General features: G+C 69.8%; 9 protein-coding genes. 2 read left to right on the top strand and 7 right to left on the bottom strand.

Annotated features, from left to right (window positions below; translation table 11 throughout):
* Positions 1-9: 9 nt before the first annotated feature.
* Entirely contained in the window at positions 10-1,515 is a 1,506-nt protein-coding gene (gene menE / locus ACIRP7_RS35290; protein ID WP_403667884.1) for an o-succinylbenzoate--CoA ligase, read from the top strand.
* Between the two features lie 14 nt (positions 1,516-1,529).
* Positions 1,530-1,985 carry a MaoC family dehydratase gene (locus ACIRP7_RS35285; RefSeq protein ID WP_355756133.1) on the top strand — a complete coding sequence of 152 codons (456 nt, stop codon included), beginning with the start codon at positions 1,530-1,532 and terminating at the stop codon, positions 1,983-1,985.
* Positions 1,986-2,022: 37 nt separating this feature from the next.
* Here ACIRP7_RS35285 and ACIRP7_RS35280 read toward each other — a convergent pair whose 3' ends face one another.
* The 7 genes from ACIRP7_RS35280 to ACIRP7_RS35250 all read right to left on the bottom strand — a co-directional run bounded on the left by ACIRP7_RS35280 (position 2,023) and on the right by ACIRP7_RS35250 (position 12,755).
* Positions 2,023-3,696, bottom strand: a complete 1,674-nt coding sequence (locus ACIRP7_RS35280) for a PHP domain-containing protein (RefSeq protein ID WP_403667880.1) — start codon at positions 3,694-3,696, stop codon at positions 2,023-2,025.
* Positions 3,697-3,716: 20 nt separating this feature from the next.
* Entirely contained in the window at positions 3,717-5,540 is a 1,824-nt protein-coding gene (locus tag ACIRP7_RS35275; RefSeq protein ID WP_403667877.1) for a LamG-like jellyroll fold domain-containing protein, read from the bottom strand.
* A gap of 39 nt (positions 5,541-5,579) precedes the next feature.
* Complete coding sequence (locus tag ACIRP7_RS35270) at positions 5,580-8,504, bottom strand: glycoside hydrolase family 2 TIM barrel-domain containing protein (protein ID WP_403667874.1); 2,925 nt, start codon at positions 8,502-8,504, stop codon at positions 5,580-5,582.
* Entirely contained in the window at positions 8,501-9,340 is an 840-nt protein-coding gene (locus tag ACIRP7_RS35265; RefSeq protein ID WP_403667871.1) for a carbohydrate ABC transporter permease, read from the bottom strand. Before ACIRP7_RS35265 ends, ACIRP7_RS35270 begins: the two co-directional genes overlap by 4 nt.
* A gap of 12 nt (positions 9,341-9,352) precedes the next feature.
* Entirely contained in the window at positions 9,353-10,303 is a 951-nt protein-coding gene (locus ACIRP7_RS35260) for a carbohydrate ABC transporter permease (protein WP_403667868.1), read from the bottom strand.
* Positions 10,303-11,589, bottom strand: a complete 1,287-nt coding sequence (locus tag ACIRP7_RS35255) for an extracellular solute-binding protein (protein ID WP_403667865.1) — start codon at positions 11,587-11,589, stop codon at positions 10,303-10,305. Before ACIRP7_RS35255 ends, ACIRP7_RS35260 begins: the two co-directional genes overlap by 1 nt.
* A gap of 65 nt (positions 11,590-11,654) precedes the next feature.
* Positions 11,655-12,755: a carbohydrate kinase family protein gene (locus ACIRP7_RS35250; protein ID WP_403667862.1), complete on the bottom strand. Its 1,101-nt coding sequence runs from the start codon at positions 12,753-12,755 to the stop codon at positions 11,655-11,657.
* Positions 12,756-12,814 lie beyond the last annotated feature (59 nt).

Genomic DNA, 12,814 nt, shown 5'->3' with positions numbered 1-12,814 from the left:
GGGCCTCAGATGCGCAACGAGGGACTGGGCTCGTGGCCCGCACGCCGGGCCCGCAAGACCCCGCACCGCACCGCCCTGATCCACGGCGACACGACGGTCACCTACGCCGAACTGCACACCCGCGTCACCCGCCTCGCGCACGCCCTGCGCGCCCGGGGCATCCGGCGCGGCGACCGCGTCGCCTACCTCGGCCCCAACCACCCCTCCTACCTGGAGACCCTGTTCGCGGCCGGCTCCCTCGGCGCGGTCTTCGTCCCCCTCAACACTCGCCTCGCCGGACCGGAGATCGGCTACCAGCTCTCCGACTCCGGAGCCAGGGCGCTGGTCTACGGCCCCTCGCACGCGGGGCCCGTCGCCGGACTGCCGGGCAGCACCGACGTGCGTACGTACGTCGAAGTCGGCGCCGAGTACGAGCAGTTGCTCGCCGAGTCGGCGGCGGAACCGATCGACGAGCCGGTCACCGCCGACGACACCTGCATCATCATGTACACCTCGGGCACGACCGGCCGGCCCAAGGGCGCCATGCTCACCCACGGCAACGTGACGTGGAACGCGATCAACGTCCTCGTCGACACCGACCTGATCGCCGACGAACGCGCCCTGGTCTCCGCGCCGTTGTTCCACACGGCGGGCCTGAACATGCTGACCCTGCCGGTGCTGCTCAAGGGCGGCACCTGCGTCCTGGTCGAGGCCTTCGACCCGAGCGCCACCTTCGACCTGATCGAACAGCACCGCATCACCTTCATGTTCGGGGTGCCGACGATGTTCGAGCAGGTGGCGAGGCACCCGCGCTGGGCGGACGCGGACCTGTCCTCCCTGCGCATCCTGACCTGCGGCGGCTCCCCGGTGTCGACCCCGCTGATCGCCGCGTACCAGGAGCGCGGGCTCACCTTCCTCCAGGGCTACGGCATGACCGAGGCCTCACCCGGGACCCTGTTCCTGGACGCCGAGCACGCCATCAGCAAGGCGGGTTCGGCGGGCGTGCCGCACTTCTTCAGCGATGTCCGGGTCGTACGGCCGGACCTGGCGCCCGTCGACGTCGACGAGACCGGCGAGGTCGTGCTCCGGGGTCCGCACGTCATGCCCGGCTACTGGGGACTGCCCGAGGAGACCGCCGCCTCCTTCGCGGACGGCTGGTTCCGCAGCGGGGACGCGGCCCGCGTCGACGAGGACGGATACGTCTTCATCGTCGACCGCATCAAGGACATGATCATCTCCGGTGGCGAGAACATCTACCCCGCCGAGATCGAGGACCTGCTCCTCGGCCATCCGGACATCGCCGAGTGCGCGGTCATCGGCGTCCCGGACGACAAGTGGGGCGAGGTGCCGCGGGCGGTCGTCGTGCCGCGCGAGGGCGCCGCGCCCGATCCCGACGAGGTCCTGGCCTCCCTGGCCGGACGGCTCGCCAAGTACAAGATCCCCAAGTCGGTGGTGATCGCGGACGAACTCCCGCGCACCGCCTCCGGCAAGCTCCTCAAATCCCGGGTGCGCAAGCGCTTCGGCTCCAACTCTTGAGTAAGGACAGCTACATGAGCGTCACCGTGAACGGCATCGACGAACTGAAGAAGCTCGCCGGCAGCGACCTCGGCACCAGCGAGTGGATCGAGGTCACCCAGGAGCGCGTCAACACCTTCGCCGACGCCACGGGCGACCACCAGTGGATCCACGTGGACCCCGAGAAGGCGGCGGCGGGCCCCTTCGGCGCCCCCATCGCGCACGGCTACCTCACCCTCTCGCTGTTCATCCCGCTCTTCACCGAGCTGCTGGACGTCCAGGGCGTCACCACCAAGGTCAACTACGGTCTGAACAAGGTCCGTTTCCCCTCCCCGGTGAAGGTGGGCTCCCGCATCCGCCTCGTCGCCAAGCTCACGGACGTCGAGGAGGTGCCCGGCGGTGTGCAGGTCACCGTCGACGGGGCGATAGAGATCGAGGGCGGGGCCAAGCCGGCGGCGGTGCTGCAGAGCCTGTCGCGGTTCTACGCCTGACGACGGCCGCCCCGCCGGTGGGCGGAGCCGAGGTTCGTCAGGCCCCTGCCACGTCCACGAAGACGGGGTTGGAATAGAACCACGTATCCGCCCACGGGTCACCGTTGCCGGGCTCGTGCGGAATCGGGCCGTGCGGGTCCACCGAGGCGCCGAGGTAACCCGTACCGTGCCGGTTGCCGTCGCTGCCGCGCAGCCGGACGTAGAAGGACTCCTCCCCGGCGGTCAGCGGGATACGCAGGGTGTACGTGCCCTTCCGCCCGGAGACGTCCTTCGTCCGGACGACCTTGGTGTCGGGCGCCTTCCAGCCGTCCCGGTCGCTCACCGGACCGCGCACCGCGCCCCGGATCACGTCCACGTGCGCCAACTCGGGCAGGATTCCCTGGGGGTTGGGCCGGGAGGCGGTGGTGACCGTCACGTACAGCGTGATCCGCTCTCCCTTGCGGACCCGCAGCCGTCCGCCCAGCGTGACACCGCGCCCGGAGTCGCAGTCCCGCTTCACGCGCACGTCGAGTCCGTCGAGCAGATGCCCGTGGTCCGCCCAGACACGGCCCGCGCGCAGGCCCGCCATGACCGCGCGGTAGCCGTAGCGGGTCACGCCGACGTGGGTGCGGCTGAACTCGCCCGGCCAGAAGTCGCTGCCGGGCTGCGGGGTGTCGGTGTTCACCGGGTCGGGCAGCCTGCCGGTGTTGTCGAAGTTCTGCCCGGCCGGCCAGTCGCCGTTCTTCCAGGTGTCGAAGACGGTGCGGTGGTTGTCGGAGTTCGTGGTGATCGAGAACAGCCTGCCTTCGGCCAGCATCGAGTCCCACAGCCCGCCGACGGTCGCTGTCGCCCAGTCGAAGCCGCCGTACGTCACATACGCGTCCGCCGGATAGCCCGACCACGACTGCGCCGAGGGCTTGTTCTCGTACTCGCCGCGGATCGAGGTGGCACCGCGCCAGCCGGGCAGCGCCGCGCCCTGGGCGCCCGGTGCGCCCTCCATGCCGATCATGATCTCGGGAGCCGCGTCCCGCCAGCCCCGCAGCTCGTGCGGGGAGTCGATGCCGAGCCGCAGCGGGTGGTTGGCGATGACGAGGACGTCGTCGACATAGCCCGAACGGCGCTGCTCCGCCAGCCACTTGATCGCCTTGACGGCGTGTGCCTCGTTGCGGGCGGTGTCGGCGGCGCCCGCGGATCCCTCGGTGTAGTTGAGGAGCTTGCCGTCGTAGGCGAGCTCGAACTGCGTGAGCAGGTCGGTCTCATGCGGGCCGGGGGCCGCGAACACCGTGCAGTGCTCGGCGGCCGGGATGTACCACTCCAGGCCCTGGAAGATCAGCTGGCGCGGGTTCTCCGCGCGGGCCCTGACGATCTCCGCGTGCTCCAACTTGGCGCCGTAGTAGGCGTGTCCGAAGTTGGAGTGCTCGTTGAACACCATCCAGTCGAGGCCGTACTTCGCGGCGGCCTGAGCCAGCTGGGAGAACGTGTACTTGGCGTCGTGGCTGTACACGGAGTGCACGTGGTGGTCACCCACCAGGTAGGCGAGGTGCGGGTCCTCGCCGCCGAAGCCCCGCTTCCCGGAAACGGCGAAGGCCGGCGTCGTCGCCGACCCGAGGGCGAACGCGGCCCCGAACAGGCCCGCGCGACGCAGGAGTCCGCGTCTCGACACGCCCTGCGCGTCGAGGTCGGAGGGGTTGACGGAGGGGTCGGCCCAGGAGGGCAGCTGCTGCTCGGTCATGGTGATCCTCGAAAAGGGTGTCAGTGCGTCATGAAGGAGGAGACGGGCAGCGCCCGAGCGACGATCCGGACGTCACCGAGACGGCCGTGGAAGATCTGGTCGATCTTGTCGGCGTACGTGTAGCCGCCCACCAGCCACGGCAGGCCGACCGAGGCGATCCCGACGGCGGACGCCTTCGGATTGCGGACCACCGGGCAGCCCTGGACGTACAGCGTGGTGTGCCTGCCGTCGTTGACGACGGCGAGGTGCCACCAGGTCTCCAGCGGTGTCTCCTGGCCCCAGTTGGTCGCGATGCCCTCCTGGTTGAGCGGGCGCATGGCCCACTGGGGCTCGCGGTCGTTGGAGAGCGAAAGAGTGGCGAGCGGCTCGTCGGGATCGTCACCGGTCTTGCCCGCGCCGCCGCCGGTTCCCCGCCGACTGACCAGCCCTGACCAGGCGTTGTGGTCCGGGTCCCAGTCGGCGGGCATACGGTAGAACACCTCGATGGTGTAACCGTCCTTGAACACCGCCGAGTTGAGTGGCGCCTTGTCGACCGTCTGGAGATAGGCGCCCTTCAGCGGCGACTTGTAGCCCTGGAACTCCAGGCTGCCGTGGCCGGGCTGGTCGGGGTGGTGGTCCGCGGACCAGCCCAGCGAACCGCCGCCCACCGATACGACGGTGAGATCGTTGCCGCGGCCGGAGAGGTCGCGGACCGTGCCGGAGACCGCCGACTCGAAGCGCCAGTACGCGGCCGTCCCGGGGATCAGCATCTTCGACGCCGGGCGGGCCGCACGCGCGGGCACCGGGTCGAAGCCGGCGAAGCGCGAGGCGAAGTCGATGTCGACCGAGAACCGGTCGGCGTCACCGCTGAGTTCGATCTCCTGCCGCTCCAGCTCGTTGAGCCCCTTGGCGGCCCGGCCGAGGATCCACGGGGAGACCGTCTCCACGTCGATCACACCGCGGTCGAGGTCGAAGCGGTACAGGCGGATCATGGCCGCGCCACCGAAGTACCGGTTCTGGTAGTTCGTCAGGTGCAGCTGGACGTCGTTGCCCGCCGTGTTCCTGCGGGTCGCCCGGCCGGCGGGCCAGTAGTGGCCGTTGAGGGTGAGGAAGATCTGGTCGTGGTCCTTGACGAGCCGGTCCCACAACTGCTGACCGTAGTCCGAGAGGGTGTCGTCCTCGACGACCAGCTCATGCGTGGTCAGGATCACCGGTGTCTTCGGACGGGCGGCCAGGACGCCCTTCGCCCACGCGTACCCCTGGTCCGACAGCCGCCAGTCCAGGGCGAGGACCATCCACTCCCGGCCCGCCGCCTCGAACAGGTGGTACGTGTTGTAGCCGTCCGGGGAGGCGCCCCCGAACGTCCTGTGGCCCTCGAACCGGTCGGGACCGAACACGTCCAGGTACGGGGTCGCGCCGCGCTGGTCGGTGGTGGACGACTTCACGTCGTGGTTGCCCGCGAGGACGCTGTAGCCGACCCCGCGCCGGTCGAGCAGCTCGAACGCCTCACCGATCGCGGCGCACTCGGATGCCGCGCCGTTCTGCGTGAGGTCGCCGAGGTGGGACAGGAAGACGATGTTCTCGTCCTTCCCGTGTTCCAGCAGATACCGCAGCGAGGCCTCGATCGGAGCCTTGTCGATGCTCGGCCCGTCGAAGAGGTACTGCGTGTCGGGCATGACGGCGAGCGTGAAGCGCCGGCTCCGGGTGTCGGGACGATACCCGGACACCGCGGCCTCGGCCACGGTCGGCAGGGCGACCCCCGCTGTGGCGGCCGCGCCCAGCAGTGCCGTCGCCCGCAGGAAACTGCGCCGTCCGGCACCGGCCTGGGCGGCCTCGCCCTGATCGTGCTCATGTGAAGTACACACGTGTGCTCCGTTGCGAGGGAAGTGAAGAAGAAGGGGGATTCAGAGCGCGCGCAGCGTCCAGCTCCAGCGGTGGACGCCCGGCGTGACGAGGTAGGAGGCGAAGGTGTCGGGTCCGCACGAGGCGGTGCCGAGGCCGCGGTGGGCCGCGTCGATGTGCACGACACAGCCCGCCCGCGGGACGAGTTCGTCGTGGTGCGTGACAGAGGTGAGGTCCGCGGCGCGGTACCGGCTCACGCCGACCTGGCGGGGTTCGTCCAGGACGACCGTCAGTCCGGTGGCGTCCGGCGCGGAGAGCGTGAAGTGCCGTACACCGTGCCGGCCGCCGCTCTCCTGCGGGCGCAGATAGGGGGTGAACAACTCGTCCACGGGCACCGCGTGATGGCCGACCGGCGCCCCGAAGGCGCGGTCCGGATACGACTCCCAGGGGCCCTGTCCGTACCACTCCATCAGGTCGAGCCCGGCGATGGTCTCGAACACGGAGCCGACCCGTGCCACGTCGTCGAGCCGCTCCGGCAGCTCGGCCGACTCCGCTATGCGGATTCCGCCCTCGACGGCGGTGAGGACCTGCACATGCCGGACGACACCGGCCTCGGAGACGTACTCGGCATGCACGGTGACCTGTCCGGGGGTCTGCCGGATGTGCGCGACCTTGCGCACGAGCGCGTCGAGGCCCCAGTCGCGCCAGCGCGCCGCCATGCCGCCGAGCTCGTCGTTGTCGGTGGGGGCGCGCCACAGGGAGAGCGTGGGGGCACGGGTGAGCAGGGGGTGGACCAGGAGACCGTCGTCGTCGACCTTGACGGAACGGTTCCGCACGGCCGCGGGAGCATGCGGCACGGCCTCCCGCAGCCGCACCTGGGGCGCGCACACCACCGTTCCGCGCGGCGCCCACGGCTCGTCGTCCGTGGTCGTCACCCGCAGCGTCAGCCACGCCTCGCCGCCGTCCTCGGGCAGCTCGAACGGCAGCGGCACCGCCGCCGTCTCACCGGGCCGCAGCTCGGGCAGCTCGGCGGGCGCGGTCAGCGTGGGGCCGTCGGCGAGCGAGAGCTCCCACTCGGCGGCCAGCCAGTCCAGGCCCCGGAAGTGCTGGTGGTTGCCGAGCACGATGCCCTCGTGCCGGAAGCACTCGATGCGCACCGGCGCCGCGATCTCCCGGTGCTCGTACATCACCGGCTTGGGTGTGCGGTCGGGCAGGACCACGCCGTCCGCGATGAAGGCACCGTCGTGGAGGACCTCGCCGAAGTCGCCGCCGTACGCCCAGCGATGCCCGGGCGCGGCGACACCGTTGTCATACAGTCCGGCGCCCCCACGCCCGACCGGTCTGCCGTCGTTCACACGCTGGAGAATGCCGTGGTCCCACAACTCCCAGATGAACCCGCCCTGAAGACCCGGGGTTGACTCGATGGCCGCCCAATGGTCCGCGAGCGTGCCATTGCTGTTGCCCATGGCGTGGGAGTACTCGCACCAGATCAGGGGTCTGGTCTGCCGTCCGGAGAGCGCGTGCTCCACACACTCCTCCAACGAGGCGTACATGGGGCAGGCGATGTCGGACGCGTCGTCGGTGGCCGCCCAGTCGAGCTTGGCCGCGCCCTCGTACTGGACCGGCCGCGTCGGATCGTGGCGGCGCACCCACCCGGCGGCCGCGTCGTGGTTCGCCCCGTAGTCGGACTCGTTGCCCAGCGACCAGACGACGACCGACGGGTGGTTCTTGTCCCGCAGCACCATCCGCGAGACCCGGTCCACGAAGGCGTTCAGATAGCGCGGGTCGTCGGCGATCTCGTGGGCGTGGTCGTGCGACTCGATGTCCGCCTCGTCGACCACGTAGAACCCGAGCTCGTCGGCGAGGTCGTACAGCGCAGGGTCGTTCGGGTAGTGCGAGGTGCGGATCGCGTTGAACCCGAAGCGCTTCAGGGTGATCAGATCCGCGCGCATGTCGTCGTACGACACCGTCCGCCCGGTCAGCGGGTGGAAGTCGTGCCGGTTGATGCCCCGGATGAACACCCGCTCGCCGTTTACCAGCAGATCCCGGCCGGCGATCTCGACGTCCCGGAATCCGATCCGGTGCCGTGCGGTGTCGGCGACCGTACCGTCCGCGCGGTGCAGCCGGACGGCGAGGTCGTACAGCTCGGGCTGCTCGGCGTTCCAGGTGCGGACGTCCGGGACGGTGGCGGCCAGACGTGCCTCGCCGAGGAAGTCGGAGACCCGGTCGTCCTCCCGGTTGAACCGGTCGAACTCCGCGTCCTGCGCCAGCGGCAGACCGTCCAGCTCCCCGCTCACGTACCACCCCTCGGGCAGCGCGCCACCGGTGTCCCGGACCCGGCAGTCCACCCGCAGCTCGCCGGCGTGGGAGGCCCGCACGGTCACGTCCGCCAGATGCAGCGGGTCCGTCGCGTACAGCAGCACCGAGCGGGTGATCCCGCCGTGCCACCACTGGTCCTGGTCCTCGACGTGCGAGGAGTCCGACCACTTGACGACGGTGAGGCGCAGCGTGCTGGGTGAGCCGGGGGCGACCAGGCCCGTCAGGTCGAACTCGGCGGCCAGATGGGAGTCCTTGGACACGCCCACGGGCCGCCCGTCCACATGCACCAGCAGCACGCTCTCGGCGGCCCCGACCTGGAGCACGATCCGGCGTCCGGCCCACTCGGCGGGGACGTCCAGCTCACGCTCGTACACGCCCGTGGGATTCGCCGCGGGGGAGTGGGGCGGGAACTCGGGGAACGGCATCCGTACGTTGAGGTACTGCGGCAGGTCGTCGGTGCCCTGCATCGTCCAGACGCCGGGGACGTGTGCCGAGGACCAGGCACCGCCGACCGGCGCGTCCGGAGTGGGCAGCAACCGAAAACGCCAGTCGCCGTCCAGGGGGAGTGCGCCGGAGCGCCGGTCGACGGCGTTCATGGGCAGCCGTCCCCAGGAGGTCACCTCGGGTGCCTCCCAGGGGCGCAGGGCGATCAGGGCATCGTCCGTCATCCGCGCACGGCTCCCTTCGCGAGGTCGCCGATGATCTGCTTGGCGCCGATCGCGAACACCATGAGCAGCGGGACGAGGGCGAGCAGGGCGCCGGTCATCACGATGCCGTAGTCGGTGGTGCCGTGGGTGCCGTTGAGCTGGGACAGCGCGACCTGGAGGGTCACGTTGCCGGGGTTGGTCAGGGCGATCAGGGGCCAGGCGAAGTCGTTCCACTGGCCCATGAAGGTGAAGATGCCGAGGAAGGCGAGGCCGGGGCGGACCACCGGCAGCGCCACGTGCCAGTACTGGCGCAGGAAGTTCGCGCCGTCCAGCTTGGAGGCGTCGAGCAGCTCGTCGTGGATGGCCGTCTTCATGTACTGGCGCATCCAGAAGATGCCGAAGGCGTTGGCCGCGGCCGGCACGATCAGCGCGGTCATCGAGCCGATCCAGCCGATCTTCGCCATGATGACGAACTGCGGGATCACCGAGAGCTGCGCGGGCACCATGAAGATGACCATGAGCAGCCCGAACAGCACGTTCTTGCCGGGGAACTCGAACTTGGCGAAGACGAACGCGGCGAGGGAGTCGAAGAGCAGGACCAGGAAGGTCACCGACACCGCGACCAGCAGCGAGTTCCACATCGACCCGAAGAAGTCGACGGCGTCGAAGAGATGGCGGACGTTCTCCAGGAAGTGCGTGCCCGGCAGCAGCTTCGGCGGGTACGAGAAGATCTCCGTCGAGCTGTGCGTCGACATGATCACGGCCCAGTAGAACGGGAACGCCGAGATCAGGGTGCCGATGATCAGCGGGAGGTGCAGCGCGATCCCTCTGCGGCGGGACCCCTTGATGGAAGCCATGGTGGGCCCTTCCTAGTCGCCCCGGCGCTGCACGAGGCGCCAGTTGATGATCGAGAAGAGGACGACGACGAGGAAGATGCCCCAGGCCACCGCGGCGCCGTACCCGAAGTCGTTGTTGTCGAAGGTCTGCTGGAAGAAGTAGAGGACCATCGTCTGGCCCGAGTGGCCCGGACCGCCCGCGAACGTCGAGTCGTTGGAGGAGGTCTGGAGCAGGACCTGTGGCTCGGAGAAGCTCTGCAGACCGGTGACGGTCGAGACGACGAGCACGAACAGCAGGGTGGGCCGCAGCAGCGGCAATGTGATCCGGAAGAAGGTCTGGACGGGCCCGGCGCCGTCCACACGCGACGCCTCGTACAGTTCGCCCGGGACGGTCTGCAGTCCGGCGAGGAAGATGATGGCGTTGTAGCCGGTCCACTGCCAGGTCATCAACGCGGCGATGGTGACCTTGATGCCCCACGGGGTGTTCAGCCAGGCCACCTGGTCGATCCCGACCGCGTGCAGGACGGCGTTCACCATGCCGGCGTTGGTGGAGAAGATCGAGCCGAAGACGATCGCGATCGCGACGACCGAGGTGACGTTCGGCAGGAAGTACGCGACGCGGTACAGGCCCTTGAAGCGGACCGCGGAGTTGAGCATCACGGCCGTGACCATCGCCAGGAGGATCATGGGGAAGGTGGCCAGCGCCCAGATGATGATCGTGTTGCCGATCGAGTTCCAGAAGTCGCTGTCGCTCAGCAGGTACTGGTACTGCGAGAGTCCGGCCCACTCCATCGAGCCGAGGCCGTCCCAGCGGTGGAAGGACAGGTAGAGCGAGAAGCCGACCGGGAAGAGCCCGAAGCCCAGGAAGATCAGGTAGAAGGGGGAGATCGCGGCGTAGAGGTGCCAGTACGCGCGCCAGCCCTTCTTGGGCTGCGTGGGCGACGGCTGTGCCACCGCGGGCGCGGTCTGCTCCAGGACGGCCATCAGTAGCTCACCCCCAGGTGCTTCGCGATGCGCCGGCACTTGCTCATGGCGTCACTCCAGGCCTTCTCCGGGTCCTTGCCGAGGACGCCGACGTTCTTGATCTCGTCCTTGATGGGCTGTCCGAGCGCGATGTCGAAGGGGCTGTTGTAGGCGACCACGATCTTCTGCGCGGCCGGCCCGAAGACGTCCGTGGTGACCTGGCCGCCGAAGAACGGGTCGGGCTCCCGCATCTGCTTCAGCCGGTAGGAGGCGGGCGTGGAGGGGAAGAGGCCCGCGTCGACGTAACCCTGCGCCTGGTTCGACGCGTTGAGGATCCAGGTGATGATCTCGAAGGCCCGCTCGGGCTCCCGGCACTCCTTGGTGACCGACAGGAAGGAGCCGCCGTTGTTGGCGGGCCGCACCGGCATCTGCGCCACCCGCCATCTGCCCTTGGTCTTCGGCACGCCGTTCTTGATGTCGAAGGAGGCCCAGGAGGCGTTGAGCTGGCTCGGCAGCTTGCCGTCCTGGATCGCCGACAGCTGGTCCGGGGTACCGCTGACCAGGTCCGAGACGATCTTCCGCCGCTTGGCCTCCACGGCCAGCGCCCAGGCCCGGCGCACGTGTTCCTGGTCGCCGATGAAGTGGCGGTCCTTGTCGACGTACCGCTCGGCACCCTGCTGCACGACGTTCTCGAAGACCGAGTTGACGTCGGTGAGCAGCTTCGCGCCCGGCACGCGCCGGCCCAGCCGTACGCCCGCGTCGAAGAACTTCTCCCAGGTGTCGAGCTGCGCGCTCACGTCGTCGGGCTCGTACGGCAGCCCCGCCCTGCGGAAGACGTCGTACTGGTAGAAGTGCGCGACCGGTCCGCAGTCGATCGGGAAGCCGACCATCGTGCCGTCGTCGGCGATGCCCTGGTCCCACTTCCAGGACAGGTACTGGTCCTTGTACTTCTCCGCGCCCAGCGTCCGCAGATCGATGAACTGGTTCGCGTTCGGCAGATAGGCGGCCATGTCCTCGCCCTTGAGCCCCGCGATGTCGGGGATGTGGGCCCGGCCGGTGATGGTGGTGATGAGCTTCGAGCGGTACTGGCCGCCTATCTGGACGGCCTGGAGGTCCACCGAACCGCCGTAACGGGCCTTGGCGTTCTTGACGACGGTGTCGCTCAGACCGCCGCTCCAGTACCAGAGGACCATGTTCCGGCCGGTGGAACCGGCCGGAACGGCACAACCGGTGGCCAGGCCGCCGAGTGCCGCGGCGGCTGTACCGCCCAGGCCCGCGCGGAGCAGGCCTCTTCGTGAGAGCCGCACAGCTCCCACCGCCTTTCGGGTCTTTTCGGGACGTGCATGTGAGGGGGCTCGCGGGAGCTTGCGGATCAGTGCTGCCGTGCGGTGCCGGGTGGGAGCACGGGGGAGTGCTCGGGTGAGAGGCGGGCCGGCGGGGTGACCGGCGCGTGGTGGACCGGTGGGCCCACGTCCGCGGGGATGCGGTCGGTCAGGAAGCCGTACGCGCGCTTCAGAGTGGGGTCCGTCAGCGAGCGCCACCACTGGTCCACTCCGTACCAGCCCGGGGCCGCCAGGGCCCCGCCGTGATGCCGTACGGACAGACCGGCGGCGAGGACGGCGAACCGCAGCCGTTCCTCCAGCGGCCAGCCGCCGAGCGAGGCCGCGACGAAGCTCGCCCCGAACACGTCACCGGCGCCCGTGGCGTCGAGGACGTCGACGGGCAGGGCCGGGACGTCCGCGTACTCGCCGGTGACCTGGTCGACCGCCACCGCGCCGTCGCCGCCCCGGGTGACCACGGCCACCGGCACCAGCTCGGAGAGCGTGCCGAGCGCCGCCACCGCGCTGTCGGTGCGGGTGTAGGCCATCGCCTCGCCCTCGTTGGGCAGGAAGGCATGGCACAGGGCCAGCTGGTCGAGGAGGTCGGTGGACCACACCTGGGTGGGGTCCCAGCCGACGTCCGCGTAGATGTGCGTGCCGTTCGCGGCGGCCTTGGAGAGCCAGGCGCGCGGCTCGGCCTCCAGGTGGACGAGGGCCGTGCGCGCCTCGGGCGGGTCGCCCATCAGCGTGTCCTGGGAGTACGGCGGTTCCTGGCCGTGGGTGACCAGCGCCCGGTCGTGGATGGGGGTCCCCCCGCTCGAGCGAAGCCGAGAGTGGGGGAGGGCGAGAGCGACGGTGACGGGAGTGTGCCAGTCGTCCGCGACCCGCGAGAGCGAGAGGTCGACACCCTCCTGACCTGCGAGGATCTCCTGGCAGTGGGCGCCGTAGAAGTCGTCGCCGAAGACCGTGGCCAGGGAGGTGCGCAGGCCGAAGCGGGACGCTGCGACCGCCAGGTTGGCGATGCCGCCGGGGCCGCAGCCCATGCCGGCCGTCCAGATCTCCTCACCCGGAGTCGGCGGCTTTCCCAGACCCGTCAGGACGAGGTCGTAGAAGAGCAGCCCGGTCAGCAGCACCTCGGGCCGGTCGTCGTCCACGTGAGTGCCTCTCGTCAAAACTCGTCAATTTCGATGACGGGAATCGTGCGCCGCTCGAC

This window comes from Streptomyces sp. NPDC102270 (genome assembly GCF_044766405.1).
Taxonomy (GTDB): domain Bacteria; phylum Actinomycetota; class Actinomycetes; order Streptomycetales; family Streptomycetaceae; genus Streptomyces.
The sequence above is the reverse complement of the archived record's forward strand: the minus strand, read 5'-3'. Positions and strand labels throughout refer to the sequence as shown.

Excerpts from the sequence above, each read along its gene's own strand:
- menE (WP_403667884.1), top strand. The coding sequence starts at position 10 with ATGCGCAACGAGGGACTGGGCTCGTGGCCCGCACGCCGGGCCCGCAAG.
- ACIRP7_RS35285 (WP_355756133.1), top strand. The coding sequence starts at position 1,530 with ATGAGCGTCACCGTGAACGGCATCGACGAACTGAAGAAGCTCGCCGGC.
- ACIRP7_RS35280 (WP_403667880.1), bottom strand. The coding sequence starts at position 3,696 with ATGACCGAGCAGCAGCTGCCCTCCTGGGCCGACCCCTCCGTCAACCCC.
- ACIRP7_RS35270 (WP_403667874.1), bottom strand. The coding sequence starts at position 8,504 with ATGACGGACGATGCCCTGATCGCCCTGCGCCCCTGGGAGGCACCCGAG.
- ACIRP7_RS35265 (WP_403667871.1), bottom strand. The coding sequence starts at position 9,340 with ATGGCTTCCATCAAGGGGTCCCGCCGCAGAGGGATCGCGCTGCACCTC.
- ACIRP7_RS35260 (WP_403667868.1), bottom strand. The coding sequence starts at position 10,303 with ATGGCCGTCCTGGAGCAGACCGCGCCCGCGGTGGCACAGCCGTCGCCC.